Below are 22,542 nucleotides of genomic sequence, written 5' to 3'. Positions count from 1 at the left end.
GGAGCTCAAATCCACTCCTTGATGACGCGCCCCGACACATCTGTGAGTCGGAAATCGCGGCCTTGGAAGCGATGCGTGAGGCGCAGATGGTCGAAGCCGAATTGATTCAGCAGCGTGGCATGGAAGTCGTGCAGATCGACGGGATCACGCACAACGCTCCAGCCGATTTCATCGGTCTCGCCATAGGTTTGCCCGCCTTTGATGCCACCGCCGGCGGCGAGCATCGTGAATGCGAAGGGATGGTGATCGCGGCCGGTGGCGTTCGGATTTCCGCCGCGGTTTTCCCCGAGCGGTGTGCGCCCGAACTCACTGCCCCAGATGACCATCGTGTCCTCCAGCATGCCGCGTTGCTTCAAATCGGTGAGCAGGGCCGCGATGGGCTGGTCGGCCATGCCGGCGTTGTAGCTGAGTTCGTCGTTGAGATTGCTGTGATGATCCCAGCTTGCATGCATGAGGCTCACGAAACGCACGCCGCGCTCCACAAGGCGCCGCGCGAGCAGGCAGTTCTTCGCAAAGGCCTGATACTGCCCCGGGCCACCGCCGCGAGAGGCTTTGATCGGCGGATCCTTGCGGTTCACGCCGTACATTTCGAGCGTCTTCTCGTCTTCACCCTTCAGGTCGATCAACTCGGGCGCGGAGGACTGCATCCGGAAAGCCAGTTCATACGCGGAGATGCGGCTGGCGATCTCCGGATCGCGCAGATGCTCGTAGCGGCTCTGATTCAGCTCCATCAGCGTATCCAGCCCCTTGCGCTGAAGGCTCATCGGGATGCCCGGCGGATTTTTCAAATTGAGCACGGGCTCGCCTTGATTGCGGAACAGCACGCCCGCGTAAGTGCTCGGCAGGAAGCCGCTTTGCCACAACGACGCGCCACCGCTGGTGCCGCGTCCGGCAGACAGCACGACGTAGCCCGGAAGATTGCGCGACATGCTGCCAAGTCCGTAGTTCAGCCACGATCCGATCGTCGGCAGCCCGAACTGCGCCCGGCCGCAATGCAGCACGAGCTGTCCGGGATGGTGATTGAACTGATCCGTGTGCAGGCTGCGGATCATGAGCCAGTCATCGGCGTGCTTGGCCATGTGCGGTAGCAGATCGCTGAAATCCATGCCGCACTGGCCGTGTTTTGCGAACTTGCGCGGGCTGCCCATCAACTTGGCGGTTTCCTTGCGGATGAAGGCGAAGCGCACGTTTTTTGTCATGCTCTCCGGCAGCGACTGGCCGTTCAATTCATTGAGCTTCGGCTTCGGATCGAACAAATCCATCTGACTCGGCCCTCCCTCGAAGAAGATGAAGATGCAGTTCTTCGCCTTGGCCGGGAAATGCGGCGCTTTCGGCAGCAGCGGATCGGCTTCCATGGCCGAAGCACGCGAAATGAGCCCCTCCTCCGTCAGCAGCGCCCCCAAAGCGAGCGCACCGATGCCGTTGGCGCTCGTGGCGAGAAATTCGCGGCGTTTTTGAAGGATCTGCTGTTCAACCGGATGCATGTCAGGATAACGCATCCTGCACAGCCGAACTAACACGCCCAGCCTGCCCGTGCTTCGGCGATAAAGCGGGCAACTTGCGCCAAGTCCTTGATGCCGGGCGCTGATTCGACTCCGCTGGCGACATCGACTGCCACCGGACGCGTTTGCTGCACGGCCTGACGAACGTTGTCAGCGTTGAGACCGCCAGAGAGCAGGATGTGCTTGCCGGGAAAGATCTCCTGAGCACGCACGGCCAGTTCCCATGGAAACGCATGCCCGCCGCCACCGTAGGTTCCTGGGTTATAGGCATCGAGCAGGATCGCGGCGCAGGGAAATTCGCCGATTTGCGGCAGCGAAGCGGCATCGCGCACTTGCAGGGCCTTGATGACGTTCACGCCGCGATTCATGAGGCGTTCGACATCATGAGGCGTTTCATCGCCGTGAAGTTGCAGCGCTTGAAACAGGCCGCTGGTGATGGCCGCATCGAGCAGCACGTCATCGGGATTCACCAGCACGGCAACGAGCGCATTTTTCGCCGACACGTCACGCAATGAAGCCTCTGCGACCGACAACGGCATGTGACGCTTCGACTTGGGCCAGAGATTGATGCCGACAGCGTCCGCGCCGAGCGCGAAAATTTCTGCCGCTTGCTCCGGATGCGTGATGCCGCAGATTTTCACGCTTTGACGGCCGGGATCAGGGAACATGAGTCGGGAAAGCGGGATTCACACGCTCCGGCAGCAGCGGGGCGGTCACGGAGAGAAGCACGTCGAGCTTGGGCGGCAGCGGCATGCTGCCGCGCACGCGCACATCGCGCTTCAACTCGTCAAAACGCATCGAATCCGTGGGCCGGATGAGAAAGATGACCGGCGGCGCGGCATGGGCAGCGGAATGAACAAGCGGATAAGCGGTGCTCAGTAGCCGGTCGAGCATGTCACCCATCATGTCAGGCAGCGGCAGGGAGAAAAGAAACAGCGAGTACTCACGGCGCAGCGCCATTTCAAAGGCACGCTCACCGCTCGGCGCATCATCGACCTCGCACATGCGAAAAGCAGTCAGCGCCTCGCGGATGACACGACGGTAGGGCAGGCTTTCCTCGGCGAGAAGCACCCGGGGGACTGCGGTTGGGGCCGGATCGGGTGTCATGAAAAGCGTTTCAGCTTTCAGGATACACCACCACGGCCATGACGCCCTCGCTAGGCAGCCAGCCGACGACTTCGGCGCGCTTCAGAGGCTTGGAGGACGCGCCCATGCCCTTGCGCACGGTTTCGAGCACTTTCTTCTGCGTGTCCTCGGTCACGGTGGAGCCGAACAAACCGGCGAGATCGGTCAAAACGGGCGCGGGCGCGTTCACACCGCCCAGCGTGGTCACCGGCGTGCGTGACTGGCCGCAGGCAAGGATCGCCTCACGAATGGCCTCCGGTGTCATGTCGCCGGAAAGGACCACCAGGCGGCGCAGACGTGTTTCCGCCGTGGGCGTCTGCACGATGGAAGGAGCCACCTCGGCGGCACCGGGAGCCGCAGGCGGCGGTTTGATCGACTTCGAAGGCTTCAGGAAACCGCGTGGACCACCTGTGTTGAAACCCGCCCCGGGAACCAACGCCTGCGGCAGCACAGGCTCCTCCGCGTATGACGCGGCAGATCCCAGCAGGAGGCAGGCAAGCAGTCTGAAGAAGGCGAATTTCACAAGAAGGGCGCGTTTTTATCACGCTGCCTCCGAAGTGACAATCACAAAGATGTAAAAGCAGGACACCTCGTCTTCAGGCGAGAGGAAGGTTACCTACCTGGCTTCCCGACACGCTTAAAGATCACGGGCTCGGACCAGTTCCAAAACTGCGGCTCGAGCAGTTTTGCGTGGTTGGCCGGATCGGTGGCGAGATGATTGTGCGGGTCGTCTTTGACACGCTGCGTGGTGCCTTTGAGCTGGCCGGCCTTGAGCGCCTTCTCGACGGCGAGATCGTCGATCGTCCAGGCGAGGATGACTCCCTCATCGGGCTGGCGCATGAGCATGACCTGCGATTTTGTTTCCTTGTCGTCCTGATCCTGCATGAGGGCGAAGCAGAGTTTGATCTTGTCGTCAGCAGTGGCGCGGTGGAGGCGCAAGTCGGAGGGCTCCTCCTTCTTGTCGTCCGGGTCGGATAAGCGCAAGACGCCATTGGAGGGGAAGATGACGGTGAACTGGAACTTTTCTTTTTCATCCACCGAGGTCCACAGGCCGTTCCAGTCGCCTGGCTGCAATTCGAGTGGCTTGAGGCCGAAGTCCTGATCGACGGTGGTCTCCGGGCACGCGCTCAAGAGACAGACCGCAAGGACGGAGGCAGCAAGACGAAGAAGTACGGTTCTCATGGCGGTGGCGAGGGGGGATTCGTGGTGGGCGAGGCGAGCTGTTCGCGCAAACCGGCGGCTCCCGGCGGCAGGGTGAGTGACACACCGCTTGGGCGCTTTGTGTCGTCATCCGGCGGCGCGACGACGACCGGAGGTTCGGTGACGGGAATGGCCTTGGGCACGGCGGTCTGGGTCGAAACAGCAGGTGCCGGCATGACGGCGGATGATTTGCCGCCTTTGACGGCTTCCACTGGCACTGTTCCGCGTTTTTTCTGCCACAGGGCGGTGCCGGAGAGATGCGCGCAGAAGGCGCCGAGCACCATCGAGCCGCCGAGAAAGACGGCGGCCTTCAACCACATGGGCACGTCGTCGCGGGGAATCAGATGCTCCGGAAGCGTGGGCGGCGCGCTGGCGGCGGCTCGGGCCCAGTCGGGCGCGTCAGGCGGAGTTGGCTCGCCACCCGCATTGCGAAAGAGCAGTTCGGCAAAGCCAATGTTCGTCTCCTCTTTGCCCGCAGGACCGCCCATGGTCAGGGCGACGGGAGAACGCAGGGGTTCGGGGGCGGGTGATGCGGAAAATTCGCGTTTCACGCCGGTTTTCGTGACCGGAATGGTTTTCTGGCTCGGTTTCAAGCCAGGTGAAAGCGCAGGTTCCGTGCCGCCGGAGCGCACGGGCTCGTTCGGTTTGACGAGGTCGTAGTGCTGGATGATGCGGGCGTAACGCGCCAGGAAATCACCGCGCTGACCAGGTTTTGATTCGGCAACTTTGGCGATCTCGTCATCCAGCAGACGGGCGACGGTTTCTCGTTCACGTGCGCCGCCTTCGGGAGAGGCTTGGACGCCGACGGGAGATTCAAGGCCGAGGAGAAATTTACACAAGGCGGAGAGCCAGCCGGCATGCCAGGTCGTGGTGGCGGCTGCTTTCGCAGGGGGCAGCAACGTGGCGGGATCCGTGCCGCGGCCGGACATGGAGGCGAGCGTGGGATGCGCGCGCACGATGATGTTGAAGGCGGGCCACTCGTTGAGCTTGGAGACGAGGAGCTTCGTGCTGCGCGAATCCTCGCGTGGAAAGCCGGTGAGCAGGAAGATGTCCTCCAGCCGCAGCTTGCTGAGGGCGAGGCTGGAGTTTTCGATCTGCGTGAGGGCTGAGTCGAGCCCCGCGAGCACAAGATAGGCCTCCTGCACGTCGAGCCAGCGGCGTTCGCGCATCAAGTCGGCCAGGCTGATGCCTTCCACGACCTCCTCCGCCAGACAGGTGATGTCGTCGGCCTCGTTGACGAGCGCGAGCGTGATGAGGCCGGAGTTGTCGCGCTGCTTGGTGACTTTGAAGGCGGTGTCATCGACTTCCTTCACGCGGGCGCAAGCGATGCGTGAGGGCGGCACCTGCTCGATGAGCACGGCGCGGCCGGTCTTGGTGAGGGTGCCTCGCATGCTGTAGGGATTCGCCATGTCGAGGCGCTGGCTCTGGATGCGCACGAGATTGACGAGGCCGCGGGCGACCTCCTGATAACTTGCCAGCAGCGGGGCGAGCAGCGCGCGAGGTTTCTGCGCGGCGGGAATCTCCCCGGAGATTTGATCGGGCGCGAGCTTTTGCAGGGCACCGCGCAGATCGCGCATCGCGGCGATGACGCCGACGCCCGCGCTGGCGAGGCAGGAGCCGAGAAGATCGCAAAAATCGGCCGCGGAGAGCTGCTGGTCCGGCAGGGTTCCGCCCTGCTCGACGAGGAAGGTGCGCAGGAACCTCGCCTGCTTCTCGAAGCTGGTCTTCAGAGCGCGCTTTTTCGCCGCGCTGCTGTCGAGCACGCGAAAATCCGCCGCCAGCACCTGCACGGCCTGCGGAGCCGTCTGCACCACGCGGAATCCGTCCAACGGTGACTCGGTGAGGTATTCACCTCGCTCGCAGACCGCCACGGCAGTCTCCAGCGCGCGGCAGGCGATCATGATGGCCAGCCAGCCGGGAATCTCCTGCTGGCGCGTGAGATAACCGCGCAGCGCCTCACCGTCGATGTTGCTGGTGATGTAAAACGGGTTCCCCTCGTCCTCGCCAAACTCGATCATGCGCGCCAGCGCGGGATGGCCGCGTTTTTGCAGCGTCCTGCAGGCGTCCTCGAAGGCGGCGCGGTTGGAGAGCGGCTCCAGCAGCACATGGCAGTGGACGTATTCGAGCCGCTGCATGTCAAAGGCCAGCACGGCCACCTGCTCGGCATTGCGCACCAGCTCGACGTTGTTGCCGTCGGTGTCCTGAACGATTTGGTAATGCCTGAATTGAATCGGCTCCGACATGGGGGCGCTGTGAGGAGAAGGAATGCGCGACTATCCAGCCATGCGGCGGATGTTCAAGCCGGGGTTTCGGTTTGCGGAAATCACCTTCGCCTCAGGCCGTCGGCGGCTTCCACGCGGCGATTGAGTCGGGGGATTTTGACTTCATGCCAAGGCGCTGCGTTGTGAACTCGTCAGGCAACAGGATCTCCGTGGCGGAACCGAGGCTGAGGGAGCCCATGAAGTGGGTCTCGACACGCTCGGCAGACTCCGCCAGCCAGGCAAAGGAACGGTGGTAGAGGCTGAGGAAGGCATCCACATACGGAGCGATGCATTCGGAGGCCTGGGAGGCCATCTTCAGGCCGATGGCGCGCATGCTTGCCGCGTCGAGAGAGGTCATGGACACCCCCGGCATCTCCGGCAAAGGCGCGGGCAGCATGTGCTGGTTCAAAGACTTCGTTTTGCCATCTTCCGCAAAAGGATAGGGCGCCCCGTCCATCGTGGACATGATCTGCCTCACAAGATTGAGCATCTTCGGCACCACCGACTGCAGGGCGGTGAGGAAGGCGCTGGGATCGTCCGTGTTGGCAAATTTCGCCCCCAGCGTCTGAAACGCGAAAAAGGTGGTCAGCAGTTCGCGAAAGGAAGGCAGCGCGCCGCACATTGCCTCGTAGATGCTGACCCAGGCGGGCAGCTCCTCGCGGCGCTTGCGCAGCCACGGATTGAGTTCGGACTTGTCGCTCCACCACAACATGCCGAGCGCCGCGGCAAAGCGGCTTTCCAAAACGCGTTCCCGCTCCTGCAGCGGTCCCTCCATGTGCTCCATCACCATGCGCTGACGGGCGGCCTCCGCGCGCAGCGAGGGCGGACTGGCGTCCTCGGTGCCGAACTGCATGCGGGAGACGGTGAATCCGGCGAGGCTGAGCGTGGCGGCGGCTTCGAGATCGCGACGACGCTGCCAGGCTTGGTTCCACTCCTGCAGGGCCACCTTGAACTGCGGCCCCCAGACGACGATCTCCTCGCGCACATGCTGGATGGTGCGCTGCAACTCGGCGCGTGAAGTCGAACCGGCGGGAGTGCTGCCCAGACCGCACATCGCACGCTCGGGATGGGCCAGACCGCCAAAGTAGCGGCGGATGACGAGAAGCGCCTCCTCCTCGCGGCGGTTTTGATGAATCACTTCTTCATCCGCGACCATGCGGTGCTCGTGGAGATTCAAGCCGAGGTCGTGCTGGTAGTAAAAGTAAGTAACCTGCCGCGACAGATCGACGAACTGCCTCATGACCGACGCCGCGGGCTGCAGATGCGAAAGATAGGCAACGATTGCCTCCCCGCGGGGCCGGCTGCCGTCAGCCTTCGGCTCCTCTTTTTCCAGCTCTCCCGCCTCCGCACGGGCGGAGGCCTTCGTCTTCGCCTCAGCGGCCACATGACGCGCCATGAGCAGCGAAAGATTCTCAGGCAGCCGGTGCTGGATGACACCGCGCTGGATTTCCTGCTCCGCCGACTTCCACGCCGAGCCGAGCAGCGAAAGCTTCCGCCGCATGCGCTCATACATCTCCCGGCCGATCACGTTCGCCCCGGTGCGCTCCGCCGAGCGCGTGATGAGCCAGAGCGTGACCGCGCTGGTCATGCGGGAGGCGAGCGCGAACACCATGAAGGGGATTTTCGCCGCCCAAATCCAGCCGCGCATGATCTTGCGCCCCATCTTGCGCCACTCGCTCTCCTTCTTGGGCGCCTCGCGCATTTTCATCTCCCACTCGTCGCGCTCCATCACGGCGCGGAAAAACCACGCGTTCATCTCCCGCACGGCATGGACGAAGATCGTGCCGATGCCGCCGGCGTTGTGGCTGAGCTCGTGGGCGAGCAGGCCGGCCAGTTCCCGTGCGGTGATCACCGAAACCACAGGCAGGCCGACATGCAGCATCGTTTGCCCGGTCAGGATCCCGTAAAGGCCGCCGAACATGGAACTGCGGACGGAAATCGTCGTGTCGAGCCACACCTGCGCCGGCGGCACGGCCCGCAGGTGCCAGCAGAGCATGTGGATCAGCTCAAAAAGCTGCGGCTGCGTCGCGGCGGTGATCTGAATGGCCACTTTCGCGTGCTTCGGCCTCGGCCGTAGCGGACGCAGCATGAGCACCCAAGTCACGCCCATGAAGCCAAACTTCAAAAACTCCGGAATGATGCGCCACTGGAGGATCCCCGTCTTCGCCATGCTGCCGGTGATCTGGCACACCTGCCAGCACATCCACACAAACAGGCCGATGACCAGCAGCAGGTAGCTGAACTGCAAAGCCAGCGAAATGACGGCAGAAACCACCAGCAACAGGAAATGCAACGGCCCGCGCCACGGTGCGATGCGCACTGGCTTGGGCGGAGGTTGCTGGGGAATGCTGGATGACATGAGCCGTTGGAACCGGCGAGAACCGGTCCAGAGGCACATAATCAACCCTCTTTAATATGGTATTTCTAGTTAATTATTGTTATTTGCCGGGTTTCGACCCGCAAGTCCCCTGCCCTCCAGCCGTTTTTTCCAGCCATGCGCTTCGTGCTGCCGCTCCTCCTCTTCGCTCTGTCCGCCATGGCGGCAAAGCCCGTCAATCTGGTCTTCATCCTCACCGACAATCAGGGCGCGTGGACCCTCGGCTGCTACGGCAATCCGGACATCCGCACGCCGCACATCGACCAGATGGCCGCCGAGGGCATCCGCTTCACCCGGGCGCTCAGCAGCAATCCCGTGTGCTCCCCCACACGTGCCACCTTTCTCACCGGACTCATCCCTTCGCAGCACGGCCTGCATTCCTTCCTCGACCCGAAGTTCATGATGGGACCGGAGGCTTACAATACGCTGCAGGAGTTCACCTCCCTCGGCGAGGTGCTGCGGGATGCTGGCTACACCTGCGGATTGAGTGGGAAATGGCACCTCGGGGCCAACATGACAGCCAGCGAGGGCTTCACCACGTGGACCACGAAGCCCGACGGCAGCACGCAGGAGTTCTATGATCAAAAGGTCATCGAAAACGGCCAGCTCCGCGTCGAGCCTGGCTACACGACCGACTTCTGGACGCGCAAGGGCGTCGAGTTCATCCAGCAGAACAAGGACAAGCCCTTCTTCCTCTACCTCGCCTACAACGGCCCCTATTCGCTCGGCAAACTGATGACACAGCCGGCGCGCAACCGCCACGCGGCCTACTACGCCGACAAGCCGCTGCATTCCTTCCCGCGCGATGCGATGCATCCGTGGCAGTTCAACAACAAGGAGTTTCACAACACCGACGCGGGCCGCCGCCGCATGGCCGCCGAGTGCAGCGGAGTCGATGATGGTGTGGGCGAGATCCTTGCCGCGCTGAAGGCCAACGGCCTCGAAAACGACACGCTTGTCGTCTATTCGAGCGATCAGGGCTGGATGGGCGGCCAGAACGGGATGTGGGGCATGGGCGACCACTTTCGCCCGATCGGCGCGCATGAGTTGATGATGCAGATACCGCTGATCTTTCGTCAACCGGGCCAAATCCCCGCCGCACAGACCTGCGATGCCATCGTGAGCAACTACGACTTCATGCCCAGCGTGCTCGGCTACCTCGGCTTGGCCGACAAGATGCCGCAGAAGCCCCAATCACCCGGTCGCGACTTCTCGGCTGCCTTGCGCGGACAAAAACTCGCAAATTGGGACAACACCATCTTCTATGAGATGGAAACCACGCGCGCGATCCGCACGGAGCGCTGGAAATACGTCGCACGTCATCCTGACGGCCCGCATGAGCTCTATGACATGCAATCCGATCCACAGGAGCGCTTCAACCAATACGGCCAGCCCGGCACCGAGTCCGTGAAGAGCAATCTCGCCAAGCAGCTCGACACTTTTTTCACACGCCATGCCGATCCCAAATACGACATCTGGCAAGGCGGCACTTCCAAGGCGAAGCGGCACACGAAATGAGCTGAAACTTCCCCACGCCCCCTCCGTTTCATCGCGCAACCGACCGGATCACCGGACGTTTTGTCTATGAAAACGCGCCTTCTCCTCCCACTTGCCTGCGTCCTGCTCAGCCACAGCCTCAGAGCAGACAATGAAGTCTATCGCACCTGGACGGATACCCAAGGACGCAAACTGGAGGCGACTTTCCGCGGCATCGAGAACGGCCAGATCTTCCTCCAGGTCCGCAACGGCTATGTCTATCGCATTCCGCTCGACAAACTGACGCCCGCCGATCAGGAGGCCGCGAAGACGCTGAAGCCGGAAGGCCTTGGCATCCCGGCTGATCCAAATCTCGCCCAGGCCGCGGCGCGCATCGACATGCTCGTGGACGGCGGATTGAAAAAGGCCGGGCAAAAGCCCAACCCTCTCGCCTCCGACGAGCAGTTCGTGCGCCGTGTGTTCCTGGATCTCGCCGGACGCATCCCCACGCGTGAGGAGACGCTGGAGTTCATCAACGACACCAGCGTGTCGAAGCGCGCGAAGGTCATCGACCGCCTGCTGAACTCCCCCGGCTTCGCCAGCCACCTCTTCAACTACTTCTCCGACATGCTGCGCATGGCCGACGTGGCGCAGAAGGCGCGTTTCTACACCTATCAGGACTGGTTCAAGAGCCAGCTCGCCGACAATGTGCCGTGGGACCAGATCGTGTACAAGATGATGACCGCCGATGGCAAGCTGTTGGAAAACGGCGCCACCGGCTACCTGCTGCGGGACGCGGGCATGCGCCTGGACAACCTCAGCCTCACGCTGAGCACCTTCCTCGGCGCGAACGTTTCCTGCGCGCAATGCCATGATCATCCTTTCGCCGAATGGACCCAGCACCAGTTTTATGAAATGGCGGCGTTCTTTGGCGCGACGGAGACCTTCGGAGCCAGGGGCGCCCCCAAGGGCGAAAATGCGAGGATGATGCGGCAGGCGCTCGCCTCGCTCGACAACAAGAAGATCCAGCAGCAGGCCAAAAACCTTCTCCGCATCAACAGCATGGCTGTGGAGGACACCACGGAGAACGATCTGCGCCTGCCGGACGACTACAAGTACCCGGATGCCAAGCCCGGCGACCCTGTGAAGCCGAAACTGGTGACATGGAGCGATGACAAGGCCAAAAAGGCCTACCAGAACGTGCAGACAAAGAATGAGGAGGAACTGCGTGTGCAGTTCGCCAAATGGATGACCTCGCCGGACAATCCCCGCTTCGCGATGACGATTGCCAACCGCATGTGGAAGCGCGTTTTCGGCCTCGGCGTGAAGGAGCCGGTGACCGACCTTGATGATCCGGCCTCCAGCGTGAATCCGCCGCTGCTTCACCACCTGGGAAGCGAGATGGTGCGGCTCAAGTTCGACCTCAAGCAGTTCATGCGCCTGCTCTGCAACACCCAGGCCTACCAGCGTGAGGCCACCAGCCATGAGATGGCCGACGGCACGCCTTACCTCTTCCCCGGACCGATCCTCCGCCGCATGACTGCGGAACAAGCCTGGGACTCCTGTGCCACGCTCGTCGTCGGCGCGGATGTGGACAAGTACCGGGAGCACCGCGGAGCAACCTATGCCAAGGCCATGAACATCGACTTCGGCAAAGCCGACTCTCCTGACGCCCTCGCGGCACAGATTGAAAATGCGATGGCCAGCATGCGCCAGTTCGGCGCTGGCAAGGCGCAGGGCAATCCGAAGAACAATGCGAAAAAGAAACGCATGATGCAGCAGGCCGGCGGCGAGGAAGAGGACCTCACCGTGAACCCGCCCGTGCGAAACGGCCTCGTCCTGGCCCGTGCCTCCGAGCTGCCGCAGCCGGAGAAGGACCAGCATTTCCTCCGCATGTTCGGCCAGAGCGACCGCCAGATCGCCGACAGCAGCAGCGAGGAGGGCAGCATCCCGCAGGTCATGATGCTCATGAACGGCGAGGCGCAACGCGTCATCGGTCAGGACGATTCCCTCGTTGTCAAAACGGCCGCGGAGCAGAAAACGCCCGATCAACAGGTCGAGAGCCTCTACCTCAGCTTCTTCAGCCGCAAGCCACGCGCCGAGGAGCTGAAGACCGCCGTCGCCGGTCTCGAATCCGGCATGACCATGCGTGATCTGACGTGGGTCCTCTTCAACACCCGCGAATTCATGTTTGTGGAATAACCCGCTTCAAACCGCACTCCTTATGAACTCCCAAAACAAACTCGATCCCGTCACCCGCCGCGCTTTCTGCGAACGCTGGGCCAGGGCCGCTCTCGGCGTCACCGTCCTGCATGGGGCCGCGCGTCATGGACTTGCCGCTGAAACAGCCGCCTCCACCCCCGTCGGCGGTCCCGGTTTCGGCAAGGCAAAGAACGTCATCTTCCTCCAGATGATCGGCGGCATGACCCACATCGACACGCTCGATCCCAAGGAAGGCCCAACGCAGGGACCGAAGAAGCCCGTCGGCACAAAAGCAGGCTTCCAGCTCGGCGGCACGATGGAGAATCTCGCGAAGCACGCGGACAAGATCAGCATCATCCGCAGCATGACCTCCAAGACCGGCGTGCATGCCAGCGGCCAGTATCTCATCCGCAGCGGCTATGAGCAGCGCGGCACCATCAAGCATCCGAACATCGGCGCCTGGGCGCAGCATTTCAAAGGCAACAGCCACAAGACGCTGCCCTCCAGTGTGTGCGTGAATCGCCAGCCGAACAACGGCAACGGCTTCTTCCCCTCCAGCTTCGCGCCGCTGCCCATCCTCGATCCCGATGCGGGCCTCCAGTATGCGGAGAGCGACGCCACCCCGGAGCAGCTCATCAAGCGCCTCGTCATGCTCGACCAGCTCGACTCCGGCTTCCGGCAGCGCTTCAAAACATCGGAAGTGCAGAGCTACACGGAGTTTTACGACAAGACCGTCAGCATCATGTCCAGCACCGACCTGGAGGCCTTCCAGCTCGCCTCCGAGCCGGAAGCCTTGAAGGAAAAATACGGCCGCAACAAATTTGGCCAAGGTTGCCTGCTTGCCCGTCGTCTCGTGGAAAAAGGCATCCGCTACATCGAAGTCGCCAAAGGCGGCTGGGACATGCACAACAACATCGAGGAAGGTCTCGAAGAGCACGGGGCCGAGCTCGATGTCGCCCTCTCCGCGCTGCTGGATGACCTCAAGGAACGCGGCCTGCTCGAAACCACGCTGGTCGTCCTTTGCTCCGAATTCGGTCGCGGCCCGAAGATCAACGGCAACGCCGGACGCGATCATCACCCGAAGGTCTTCTCCACCCTGCTCGCCGGTGGCGGCATCAAGGGCGGCTTCATCTACGGCGCTAGCGACAAGGAAGGCATGGCCGTGGCCGACAAGCAGACCAGCCCGCAGGACTTCCTAAGCACCATCGGCTGGAGCCTCGGCCTCCCGGTCGATGAAGTCGTCATGTCTCCTTCGAATCGCCCCTTCACGGTCGGCGACAAGGGCAAGCCGGTGATGGATGTGTTTGCGTAAGCGAGCGGAATTCCGCGTGAGGAGATTGAGACAGCGACGCAAAGCGCCGCGAAATGATGGCTTTTTGTGTCGCGCATGCTTTCATCGCCAATCATGACCTCCCGCCGCCATTTCCTCTCCGCCAGCACCGCCGCGTTTGCCGCTTCGTCGTTTCATATCTTCGGCGCTGATACGACGAAAAAATACCGCACGGCGCTGATCGGTTCCGGCTGGTGGGGCATGAACATCCTGCGCGAGGCCATCGCTTCTCAACGCGTGAAGGTCTGCGCCCTCTGCGATGCGCATGAAGATGTCGCCTCCAACGCCGCGGACGATGTGAACGGCCTCAACGGCGACGATCCGAAGCTCTACAAGGACTTCCGCGAGTTGCTGGCAAAGGAGAAGCCCGAGATCGTCATCATCGCCACGCCGGATCACTGGCACGCGCTGCAAACCATCGCCGCGTGCCAGGCCGGAGCGCATGTGCTCGTCGAAAAGCCCACCGGGCACACGATTGGCGAGAGCCAGGCCATGGTGAAGGCCGCGCGCGAGGCGGGCGTCGTCGTGCAGGTCGGTCTGCACCGCCGCATCGGCCCGCATCACGTCGAGGCGATGAATTTCCTCAAGTCCGGAGCCGTGGGCAAGGTCGGCATGGTGCGCGCCTTTGCCATCAGCAAGGGCGGCCCCGAGCAGCCGAAGCCGAACAGCAAGGTGCCCGAAGGCATGGACTGGGAGATGTGGTGCGGCCCGGCGCCTATGCGCCCCTTCAACACCAAGATGCATCCCGGTGGCTGGCGGAACTTCCTCGACTACGCGAACGGCACCATGGGCGACTGGGGCGTGCATTGGCTCGACCAGATCCTCTGGTGGAGCGGCGAGAAGGGGCCGAAGAAAGTGTTCTGCACCGGCGGTCGCGAGATCGCAGGCCCCGCCGTGCTGAATGACAAGGAGCAGACCACCGACTCACCTGACCATCAGATGGCCACGTTCGAGTTTGAGCAGTTCACCGCCACCTGGGAGCACCGCAAATTCGCCGACAACAACAACGAGAAGCACAAGATCGGCTGCTACTTCTACGGCGAGAAAGGCGTGCTGCACATCGGCTGGCGCGACGGCTGGACCTTCTACCCCGCCGATCCGAAGCAGGGCGAGAAACACGGCAACCATCAGCTTCAGGAGCCTGACGGCCACAACATCGCCCTCCTCTGGGCCGATTTCATCGACGCCATCGAGAAGAAGCGCAAACCCGTCGCCGACATCGAAAGCGCCCACCGCTCTTCCTGCCTGCCTTTGCTCGGCATGATCAGCCACAAGGCCGGCCGCAGCATCCAGTGGGACGCCGAGAAAGAGCAGATCATCGGCGACCCCGAAGCCGCGAAGCTCATGCGCCGCGAGTATCGCGGTGAGTGGAAGTACCCCGTCTAAAGTGACGAAATCCGAATGAGGAATGACGAATGAAGCCCCAATGACGGAGCTTCCGATTTCTTCATTGATTCGTCATTCGCCATTCTGGTTTCGTCATTCATTCTTGCCCAGCCCGCCGCGACGCTCTACGTCCCAAAATGCCCCGCGAATACACGCTGCATCACGCGCACGAACCCTCCCACCGCATCGACTACAAGGCGGAGCTCAATGAGCAGCAATACGCCGCCGTCGTCAGCCCGCCGGGGCAGTCGCTCGTCATTGCGGGAGCGGGTTCGGGCAAGACACGGACGCTGACGTATCGCGTGGCGTGGTTGCTCGACAATGGCATCCAGCCGGAGTCGATCTTGCTGCTCACCTTTACCAACAAAGCCGCCCGCGAGATGCAGGAGCGCGTGCAGGCGCTCGTCACGCAGGATGCCAGCCGCATCTGGGGCGGCACCTTCCACAGCATCGGGAACCGCCTCCTGCGCTACAACGCCGAGCGGCTCGGCTACCGCAAAGGCTTCTCGATCATGGACCGCGAGGACCAGAAGGACCTGCTCGAAACCGTCATCGGTGCCAGCGGCATCGACACGACGACCTATCGCTTCCCGAAGGCCGAGGTGCTCGGCGACATCTTCTCGCTCGCCGACAACACGCTCTGCGATCTCCAGGAGATCATCGACACGCGCTATCCTTACTTCGACAAGGTCGCCGAAGGCATCCTGAAGGTGCGAAAGCTCTACCAGGACAAAAAACGCGAGACGAACTGCTTCGACTTCGACGATCTGCTCACGCAAACCGTCGCGCTGCTCGAGGAGAACGAGGATTTGCTCGAGCGGTATCGCCGCCAGTTCGAGTTCGTGCTCGTCGATGAGTATCAGGACACGAACAGCCTGCAATGTCGCATGGTCGAGTTGCTCACCGGCCCGCAGGGAAATCTCATGGTCGTGGGCGATGACGCGCAGAGCATCTACTCCTGGCGCGGAGCCGATGTGTCGAACATCCTCAACTTCTCCGATCACTGGCCAAAGGCACGCACGCATAAGATCGAGGTGAACTACCGCAGCGTCCCCGAGGTGCTGAATCTCGCGAATGCGGCCATCGCCATGAATCGCGGGCAGATCCCGAAGAATCTCCAGCCGGCCCGCGAATCCAAGGGCGTGCTCCCCGCGCTCGTCGCGCTCGACAACTCCTCCGCGCAGGCCGCTTTCGTCGCGCAACGCATTTTGGAGCTACAAGACGAAGGCTGCGAGCTCAACGACATCGCCATCCTCTACCGTGCGCACTTTCACAGCATGGAGATCCAGATGGAGCTCACGCAGCGCGGCATCCCGTTTCAGATCACCTCCGGTTTGCGCTTCTTCGAGCAGGCGCATGTGAAGGACGTCGCCGCGTTCATGAAGTTCGCTGTGAACCGCCAGGACGAGGTCAGCTTCATGCGCATGGTGCGCCTCTGCGATGGCATCGGCAATGTCAGCGCCTACAAGCTCTGGAACGAGTGGCTGCAAAGCGATGCCGCCAAGGCCGAGACGATGACCGGCACCTTCTCCGAGGTGCTTTTGCCGCTCAAAGTGCCGAAGAAGGCCAAATCGACGTGGGAACAGTTCGCCTACACCCTCGACGAGCTCATCGACAAGGAGGGCAAACCCGTCGCGCCCGCCTTCATGATCCGCAGCATCGTCGAAGGCGTGTATGAGGACTACATGAAGGCGAAGTTCAAAAACTACGAGCAGCGCCAGCAGGACCTCGAACAGCTCAGCAACTTCAGCGACCGCTTCACCGACTCTTTGGAGTTCCTCAGCCAGCTCAGCCTTCTCAGCGGCGTCGATACCGACAACAAGCCCGACCAGCATGCCCAGGACCGCGATGCCGTCACGCTCACGACCGGCCATCAGGCCAAAGGCCTCGAATGGAACATCGTCTTTGCCGTCTGGCTTGCCGATGGCATGTTCCCCCACAAACGCGCCATCGACGAAGGCGGCGACAGCGCCCTCGAAGAAGAACGCCGCCTCTTCTACGTCACGGTGACCCGCGCCAAAGACGAACTCTACCTCACCTATCCCGTCATCAACCACCAAGCCCGCGACGGCGACATCATGATGCGCCCCTCACGCTTTCTCACGGATCTGCCGAAGGACCTCGTCGAGGAGTGGAAGGTGCGGAGTGGGTGGTGACTTCACCCAAACAATAGACTGTCGGGCTGCTCATTCAGCAGCCAAACCAAGTGCTCCATCGAACCATGTCCGCTGGGCCAGTTGGACGCGCCGGGCGGCGAATAGTCGATTCTTTTTTGAATGGGCACCGAAAAGTTCGCGCCGTATCGCCGACGCAGTGACTCTCCGTCACTGCTGTTTTGCGGCGAAAACAGGCAGGGGTCAAAAACAGTGATCTTGTTGAGATCTTGGTTGGGACCAAGCGCTGCCTTCAAGAAATACTGCATGTAGATATCGGTTACCGGCAAACTGTAGCCGCAAACGATTATGTTTTTACAGGATCGCAAAGCATCTAGTGCAGATGCCCAAGACTCCGCGCCAATAGCCTGCGAGGCTTTGTTGAACACAGGAGGCATAATTAACGGATCTTCAGCGGCTTCTACTAGGCGTGGTCCAGCTAGCTTTTTTTCATCATCGATGCGCCCTTTCTTCGAAAAATTGTTTGAGCCGTGTAATTTGACGATGTTGATCTTGGTCAGTTGGCTATCTGGATCAACCGGATCAAGCTCCTCCAGAATATACCCGGGTTCTGTTCGATGATAATCAGCATCCACATGAAACGCCGCATGCTTGAGTCCGAGTGCTATCGGCCTCATGACACGAGTGTGGTAGTCAATGATTATGCCTTTCGAAGGAAAGCGCCGGTGACGGCCATACGCAGTTCCAATTAGGGCGTGCAGGAGAGACCTCTCCAATACCAGATCGTAATTGAATGTGATGATAAACGGCATTTCCTCATTCCGAGCCCGACACCACGCAAACAGGGTGTGCCAAAATTGGTTATATAGGGGGTTTACCCCTTCTCCGTTAACCGTTCGAATGTTCAGAGCGCCTGAATGACGAACATCGCAGGTAATTTCGATTGTCCGAGCAATCGCTCGGGTCATTAGCTCCAGTTTCTTTTTGTCAGCTGGCCGTCCGGCGAGAGCATTCAGTGAAAGAATCGACAGAACTTCTTCAAGATTCCAAACGTCAAGTGATGCCCTTCCATGGTATTCATCAAGCTCATCTCTGACTGAAAGCGCATCTGACAAGAGCTTCTGGTCATCGGAATTCAGTTTTGCGTCTCTATGCTTACCCTTCTTTGCCAAATTCCACATTTGATCCATAAAGCCGCCCATGAGAGGAATCCCTGCTGCGCGACTAGCCCCTGCTCCAAGAATAATGACATTGTTCGGCATGATCGTTCCAATAAAGATCTCGAAACCGAAATCGCGCAACAGACAACCCGACAGATGACTGCGGTTAAGAATCTGAGCATTGATACTCAATCGGCTACTTTTTGCAGTCAATTCACTTGGGTTGTTCTCTTGTGCGTCACCCAAGACGCCCTACGTCTCCGACTTCTGCGAGCCCAACGACCTCCCGCCATCACCGCGCTACAGCGTCGTCTTGATGGCCTTGCGCGATGAACTGCCGCGTCACGGCGACATCCGCGAGTTCTACCTCTGCCAAGGACCGGAGCAGGTGGCGGCCTTGCAGCGGGATTTGCCGGAATTCACGCTGCGGCATGCTTCCGAAACTTACACAGCCCCGGTGAAGGACTGGCCCGGCCTCACTCGGAGCCACCGGCGCTCCGATGATGCGTTGGCGACGCGGGTGACGATCGACATCGACGCCGCCACGGACAACACGGTCACGACCACGCTCTCCATCGGCCACCAAGCGCCGAATCTCAGGCAAATCCGCCACACCTTCCGCCGCACAGGCACGACATGGAAGCTGGTGAAACGCGAGGATGCCCCGATGGTGCGGATTTGAGGCAGCACCGATCGCCCGGCACTTTGTTAATCTTGAGATGAAACTTTTTCCGACGAGAACAGTCTCCCCGATCCCGCGTGACGGGAAAATCTGAAGCCCTATTGACCGTATCAAGCCCTGAACCCATCCATGACTCGCAGAGGACTTCTCGCCGGCGGCAATTTCATCATCGACCACGTCAAGCTCATCGACGCCTGGCCGGAGCAGGACATGCTCGCGTTCATCCACAGCGAGACGTCCTCGAACGGCGGCGGACCTTACAACGTGCTGAAGGATCTGGCGGCGATGGGTGTCGGTTATCCGCTGGCGGCCGCCGGTCTCGTCGGCCAAGACGCGAATGGGGACTGGATCATGCGCGACTGCCGCGACACGGGCATCAACACGACGCAACTGCACCAAACCGACGCCGCGCCGACGAGCTACACGGATGCGATGACCGTCACCGGCACAGGACGGCGCACGTTTTTTCATCAGCTCGGCACGAACGCCATCCTGGGTGAGTCGCACTTCGATTTCAGCAACACGAGGGCGAAAATCTTCCACCTCGGCTACCTGATGCTGCTCACCGAGATGGACCGCCTGCTCCCTGATGGCCGCAGCATCGCCAGCCGCGTGCTGGAGGCCGCGCAAAACGCGGGACTGCACACGAGCGTCGATCTCGTGAGCTCGAATCATCCGCAGTTCCGCCAGATCACCGCCGCCTCCCTGCCCTTCACCGATTTTCTCATCCTGAACGAGATCGAGGCGGGCAACGCGACCGGGCTCGACCTGAAATCATCGCCGCCGGATCTCGACAAGATCAAGACCGCTGCCCGGCAACTCCTCGCGCAAGGCGTGCGCCGCGAGGTGATCATCCATTTTGAAGCGGGGGCCGTTGTCGCAGAAAAAAATGGCGCGGTGCATCATCAGCGCTCGCTCCAACTTCCCGCCGGATTCATCGCCGGAGCCACGGGGGCGGGCGATGCCTTCGCCGCCGGTTATCTCCACGGCACGCACGAGGAATGGCCGGTGGCCGACCGCCTCAAGCTCGCCGTCTGCACCGCCGCGATGTGCCTGACGCATCCCACGCCGTCGCAGGGGCTGAAACCCGTCGCCGAGTGCCTGAGGCTGGCGGACGAACTGGGTTTCAGGACGTGAGATGCTTTCCTCTCGCGCACTTCACACGTGCATGCTAAACGGCGCGCATGTCCTCCCCACTTTTTGATCTCTCCGGCAAATGCGCGCTCGTCACCGGCGGCAGCAAGGGCCTCGGCAAGGCCATGGCGCGCGGTTTTGCAGAAGCCGGTGCCGATGTCTTCATCTCCAGCCGCAATGCCGACGAACTCAAAGCCGCCGCCGCTGAAATCGGCGAGGGTTTGAAGGTGAAGGTCGAATGGATGGTCGCCGACATGGCAGATCGTGCCGCTGTGAAAGCTCTGGCTGTCGAAGCTGAAAAGCGCCTCGGCAAGATCGACATCCTCGTGAACAACGCAGGCATCAACAACCCGCAGGCCATCGACGAGATCACCGACGAGGTCTGGGACCGCAATGTCGAGGTGGATCTCACCGCCGTGATGAGCCTGACCCGCGCCGTGGTGCCCGGCATGAAGGCGCGCAAGTGGGGACGCGTCATCCACATCTCCAGCGTGCTCGGCGTCGGCGGAAGGCTGAAGCGAAACGTCTATTGCGCGTGCAAGGCGGCGCTCATCGGCCTGGCCCGTGCCAGCGCGCTCGATCTCGGCCCCTATGGCATCACGGTGAACTGCCTCTGCCCCGGCCCCTTCCTGACGGACATGCCCGGCAAACTGCTCAACGACGAGGAGAAGAAATACTTCGCCGACCGCACGGCGGTGAAACGCTGGGCCGCTCCGCGTGAGCTCGCAGGCCCGGCTTTGATGCTCGCGAGCGAGGCAGGCAGCTACATCACCGGCCAGGGCATCGTGGTGGACGGCGGCGCGGCAGTGAACATCCTGTAAGCCCGCGCATGGCGGGAATGACGAAACCCGACTGGCGAATGAGGAATGAGCGAGCGAACGCTCGCAGCATTCACTCCTCTGTCATTCAACATTCCTCATTCTGGTTTCGTCATTGCGAACGCCTCACTTCGCCTCGCTTTTGCCAAAGAACATCAAATGCTGCCACGGCAGGCCGTCGAACTCGCGCTTCAGCGTGAAGCCGTTCGCGTTCATCTCTTTGTTGATCTGCGCCTTGGTCATCTTGTGTTCCGGCCGGATCGGCACCGTCTCGTCCTCGGCTCGGAATTCGACGAGCACGAGCAGGCCGTCCTTTTTCAAAGCGGCACGCATCGAGGCGAGCATCTGCACGGGATGGGAGAACTCGTGATACACATCGACGAGGAGGATCATGTCGCAGGTGTCCGGCGGAAGCTTCGGATCGTGGTAGAGGCCGTTGATGGGCACGACGTTCTTCACGCCTTTGCGGTCGATGTTCTGCTTCAGCATCTCGATCATCTCCGGCTGGACATCCACGGCGAAGACCTTGCCCTTTTCACCGACCATTTCCGCCAGCGGCAGCGTGTGGTAGCCGTTCCCGCAGCCCATGTCGCACACGGTCATGCCGGGCTTCACCTGGAGCTGCTCGCGCATTTTTGAGGGTCCCTCCTCCTGCTCGCGCACGCGGCGGATGAGCCACTCCGCGCCCTTCCAGTGCATGGTCATGGCGATCTGGCGGCCCATGTACTCCGTGAGCCCAGGAGGCGCCTCCTGGGCTGGCAGATTCAGAAAGGCGATGAGGATCAAGCAGGTGAGCAAGCGCATGGTGGTGCGCATGAAACGCCGGAACACGCCGAAATGTAGCGAATTGACCGCCTGCGCGACTTTTCCAGACTCGCGCTGGAAATCACGATGCCACTCCGTATCATCGCCGCCATGATCCGCACTTATCTCGTCCGCCTCCTGCTGCCTCTGCTCGGCGCCGCCGGGACCGCCGTGCTCAGCGCCCAGGACGCGCCGGAGCGCACGCCGCAGAAAAACCCGATCCCCGAGGACGTCGTGGGTGACGAGCATGTGCGCGAGGAGTTCGGCGTGAACGAGTTCACCACGCCCTCCATCCGCAAGCTCTTCGACATGCTCAACAAGGTGGGCAAGCTCAGCTACGTCAACCTTAAGCGCCCCTTCACCGACAAGACACCCGCGGACCGGGTGCTCGTCTCCCTCGGACTCGGCACGCTCATCGCGGACGGCTTCCTGATCGTGCAGTGCGAAAAGCTGGAGGAAATGGAGAACGTCGGCCGCGCCATGATCAAGTACGGCAAGGCACTCGGGGCCGGTGGACGGCTCGCCAAACACCAGCAGAGCCTTTTTGACTACAGCCTGAAGGGCAACTGGCAGGATCTGCGCGTCGAGCTGGCCAAAACACAGGCCGATGTCGAGGCAGAAATGGTGCAGCTCCGCGATGTGGACATCGCCCACCTCATCAGCCTCGGCGGCTGGCTGCGCGCGCTGGAAATCTCCACCCAGAGCATCAACGACAACTACGCCGAGGAAAAGACCCGCCAGCTCACCCGCCGCGACATCGCCGAGTACTACCTGATGAGCCTCGAAAGCCTGCATCCAAGCATCACCAAGAATCCCAACCTGCAGAAGCTGCGCAAAGGGCTGGAGGAGATGATCCCGCTCTTCGACGTTCCCGAAGGCAAGGCGCTGAGCCACGACGAGGTGAAGGCGATGCATCAAAAAGCATACGAACTATCCCACGTCATCACGGACAAGATGAACGACTGAGATCT

Annotated in this window: 18 protein-coding genes; 9 read left to right on the top strand and 9 right to left on the bottom strand. The window is 61.5% G+C overall.

What is annotated here, in order from left to right:
* Window positions 1–5: 5 nt before the first annotated feature.
* The 7 genes from ACILSE_RS12850 to ACILSE_RS12820 form a co-directional block, all read right to left on the bottom strand.
* Window positions 6–1,484 carry a DUF1501 domain-containing protein gene (locus ACILSE_RS12850; RefSeq protein ID WP_395717801.1) on the bottom strand — a complete coding sequence of 493 codons (1,479 nt, stop codon included), beginning with the start codon at window positions 1,482–1,484 and terminating at the stop codon, window positions 6–8.
* A gap of 29 nt (window positions 1,485–1,513) precedes the next feature.
* A complete protein-coding gene (locus ACILSE_RS12845) occupies window positions 1,514–2,170 on the bottom strand; it encodes an N-(5'-phosphoribosyl)anthranilate isomerase (protein WP_395717800.1) in 657 nt (218 codons plus the stop codon).
* Window positions 2,160–2,609, bottom strand: coding sequence for a hypothetical protein (locus ACILSE_RS12840; protein ID WP_395717799.1), 450 nt, complete (start codon window positions 2,607–2,609; stop codon window positions 2,160–2,162). Before ACILSE_RS12840 ends, ACILSE_RS12845 begins: the two co-directional genes overlap by 11 nt.
* Before the next feature lie 10 nt (window positions 2,610–2,619).
* Complete coding sequence (locus tag ACILSE_RS12835) at window positions 2,620–3,150, bottom strand: hypothetical protein (RefSeq protein WP_395717798.1); 531 nt, start codon at window positions 3,148–3,150, stop codon at window positions 2,620–2,622.
* A gap of 89 nt (window positions 3,151–3,239) precedes the next feature.
* Window positions 3,240–3,809 carry a hypothetical protein gene (locus tag ACILSE_RS12830; protein WP_395717797.1) on the bottom strand — a complete coding sequence of 190 codons (570 nt, stop codon included), beginning with the start codon at window positions 3,807–3,809 and terminating at the stop codon, window positions 3,240–3,242.
* Window positions 3,806–6,070, bottom strand: coding sequence for a hypothetical protein (locus ACILSE_RS12825; protein WP_395717796.1), 2,265 nt, complete (start codon window positions 6,068–6,070; stop codon window positions 3,806–3,808). Before ACILSE_RS12825 ends, ACILSE_RS12830 begins: the two co-directional genes overlap by 4 nt.
* A gap of 91 nt (window positions 6,071–6,161) precedes the next feature.
* Entirely contained in the window at window positions 6,162–8,447 is a 2,286-nt protein-coding gene (locus ACILSE_RS12820; RefSeq protein ID WP_395717795.1) for a M48 family metallopeptidase, read from the bottom strand.
* 135 nt (window positions 8,448–8,582) lie between these two features.
* Here ACILSE_RS12820 and ACILSE_RS12815 point away from each other — a divergent pair, with 135 nt between their 5' ends.
* From ACILSE_RS12815 to ACILSE_RS12795, 5 genes are all read left to right on the top strand, one after another.
* Entirely contained in the window at window positions 8,583–9,983 is a 1,401-nt protein-coding gene (locus ACILSE_RS12815) for a sulfatase (protein WP_395717794.1), read from the top strand.
* A 66-nt stretch (window positions 9,984–10,049) separates the two neighbouring features.
* The gene (locus ACILSE_RS12810) at window positions 10,050–12,143 is read left to right on the top strand and encodes a DUF1549 domain-containing protein (RefSeq protein WP_395717793.1); all 2,094 of its coding nucleotides are present in this window, start codon (window positions 10,050–10,052) and stop codon (window positions 12,141–12,143) included.
* Window positions 12,144–12,165: 22 nt separating this feature from the next.
* The gene (locus ACILSE_RS12805) at window positions 12,166–13,455 is read left to right on the top strand and encodes a DUF1501 domain-containing protein (RefSeq protein ID WP_395717792.1); all 1,290 of its coding nucleotides are present in this window, start codon (window positions 12,166–12,168) and stop codon (window positions 13,453–13,455) included.
* A gap of 93 nt (window positions 13,456–13,548) precedes the next feature.
* Complete coding sequence (locus ACILSE_RS12800) at window positions 13,549–14,859, top strand: Gfo/Idh/MocA family protein (protein ID WP_395717791.1); 1,311 nt, start codon at window positions 13,549–13,551, stop codon at window positions 14,857–14,859.
* A 137-nt stretch (window positions 14,860–14,996) separates the two neighbouring features.
* The gene (locus ACILSE_RS12795) at window positions 14,997–17,015 is read left to right on the top strand and encodes an ATP-dependent helicase (protein WP_395717790.1); all 2,019 of its coding nucleotides are present in this window, start codon (window positions 14,997–14,999) and stop codon (window positions 17,013–17,015) included.
* A 2-nt stretch (window positions 17,016–17,017) separates the two neighbouring features.
* Here the strand turns inward: ACILSE_RS12795 and ACILSE_RS12790 are convergent, their stop codons facing one another.
* Complete coding sequence (locus ACILSE_RS12790; protein WP_395717789.1) at window positions 17,018–18,379, bottom strand: hypothetical protein; 1,362 nt, start codon at window positions 18,377–18,379, stop codon at window positions 17,018–17,020.
* Between ACILSE_RS12790 and ACILSE_RS12785 the strand changes: the two genes are divergently transcribed.
* The 3 genes from ACILSE_RS12785 (at window position 18,357) to ACILSE_RS12775 (ending at window position 20,770) form a co-directional block, all read left to right on the top strand.
* The gene (locus ACILSE_RS12785; RefSeq protein WP_395717788.1) at window positions 18,357–18,815 is read left to right on the top strand and encodes a hypothetical protein; all 459 of its coding nucleotides are present in this window, start codon (window positions 18,357–18,359) and stop codon (window positions 18,813–18,815) included. The genes ACILSE_RS12790 and ACILSE_RS12785 overlap by 23 nt on opposite strands.
* 129 nt (window positions 18,816–18,944) lie before the next feature.
* Window positions 18,945–19,952 (top strand): carbohydrate kinase family protein, encoded by a 1,008-nt coding sequence (locus ACILSE_RS12780; protein WP_395717787.1) that lies wholly within the window; start codon window positions 18,945–18,947, stop codon window positions 19,950–19,952.
* 47 nt (window positions 19,953–19,999) lie between these two features.
* The gene (locus ACILSE_RS12775) at window positions 20,000–20,770 is read left to right on the top strand and encodes an SDR family NAD(P)-dependent oxidoreductase (protein ID WP_395717786.1); all 771 of its coding nucleotides are present in this window, start codon (window positions 20,000–20,002) and stop codon (window positions 20,768–20,770) included.
* A 123-nt stretch (window positions 20,771–20,893) separates the two neighbouring features.
* On the opposite strand, the gene ACILSE_RS12770 is transcribed toward ACILSE_RS12775, so the two are convergent.
* Window positions 20,894–21,571, bottom strand: coding sequence for a class I SAM-dependent methyltransferase (locus ACILSE_RS12770; RefSeq protein ID WP_395717785.1), 678 nt, complete (start codon window positions 21,569–21,571; stop codon window positions 20,894–20,896).
* An 87-nt stretch (window positions 21,572–21,658) separates the two neighbouring features.
* On the opposite strand from ACILSE_RS12770, the gene ACILSE_RS12765 reads away from it, so the two are divergent.
* Window positions 21,659–22,537, top strand: coding sequence for a hypothetical protein (locus ACILSE_RS12765; protein WP_395717784.1), 879 nt, complete (start codon window positions 21,659–21,661; stop codon window positions 22,535–22,537).
* The last annotated feature ends 5 nt before the right edge of the window (window positions 22,538–22,542 follow it).

Origin of the sequence: Prosthecobacter sp. (assembly GCF_044236155.1) — a bacterium.
Lineage (GTDB): Bacteria > Verrucomicrobiota > Verrucomicrobiia > Verrucomicrobiales > Verrucomicrobiaceae > Prosthecobacter.
The sequence above is the reverse complement of the archived record's forward strand: the minus strand, read 5'-3'. Positions and strand labels throughout refer to the sequence as shown.

Coding starts and splice junctions, on each gene's coding strand:
- ACILSE_RS12850 (WP_395717801.1), bottom strand. CDS start 1,484: ATGCATCCGGTTGAACAGCAGATCCTTCAAAAACGCCGCGAATTTCTC.
- ACILSE_RS12845 (WP_395717800.1), bottom strand. CDS start 2,170: ATGTTCCCTGATCCCGGCCGTCAAAGCGTGAAAATCTGCGGCATCACG.
- ACILSE_RS12840 (WP_395717799.1), bottom strand. CDS start 2,609: ATGACACCCGATCCGGCCCCAACCGCAGTCCCCCGGGTGCTTCTCGCC.
- ACILSE_RS12830 (WP_395717797.1), bottom strand. CDS start 3,809: ATGAGAACCGTACTTCTTCGTCTTGCTGCCTCCGTCCTTGCGGTCTGT.
- ACILSE_RS12825 (WP_395717796.1), bottom strand. CDS start 6,070: ATGTCGGAGCCGATTCAATTCAGGCATTACCAAATCGTTCAGGACACC.
- ACILSE_RS12820 (WP_395717795.1), bottom strand. CDS start 8,447: ATGTCATCCAGCATTCCCCAGCAACCTCCGCCCAAGCCAGTGCGCATC.
- ACILSE_RS12815 (WP_395717794.1), top strand. CDS start 8,583: ATGCGCTTCGTGCTGCCGCTCCTCCTCTTCGCTCTGTCCGCCATGGCG.
- ACILSE_RS12810 (WP_395717793.1), top strand. CDS start 10,050: ATGAAAACGCGCCTTCTCCTCCCACTTGCCTGCGTCCTGCTCAGCCAC.
- ACILSE_RS12805 (WP_395717792.1), top strand. CDS start 12,166: ATGAACTCCCAAAACAAACTCGATCCCGTCACCCGCCGCGCTTTCTGC.
- ACILSE_RS12800 (WP_395717791.1), top strand. CDS start 13,549: ATGACCTCCCGCCGCCATTTCCTCTCCGCCAGCACCGCCGCGTTTGCC.
- ACILSE_RS12795 (WP_395717790.1), top strand. CDS start 14,997: ATGCCCCGCGAATACACGCTGCATCACGCGCACGAACCCTCCCACCGC.
- ACILSE_RS12780 (WP_395717787.1), top strand. CDS start 18,945: ATGACTCGCAGAGGACTTCTCGCCGGCGGCAATTTCATCATCGACCAC.
- ACILSE_RS12775 (WP_395717786.1), top strand. CDS start 20,000: ATGTCCTCCCCACTTTTTGATCTCTCCGGCAAATGCGCGCTCGTCACC.
- ACILSE_RS12770 (WP_395717785.1), bottom strand. CDS start 21,571: ATGCGCTTGCTCACCTGCTTGATCCTCATCGCCTTTCTGAATCTGCCA.
- ACILSE_RS12765 (WP_395717784.1), top strand. CDS start 21,659: ATGCCACTCCGTATCATCGCCGCCATGATCCGCACTTATCTCGTCCGC.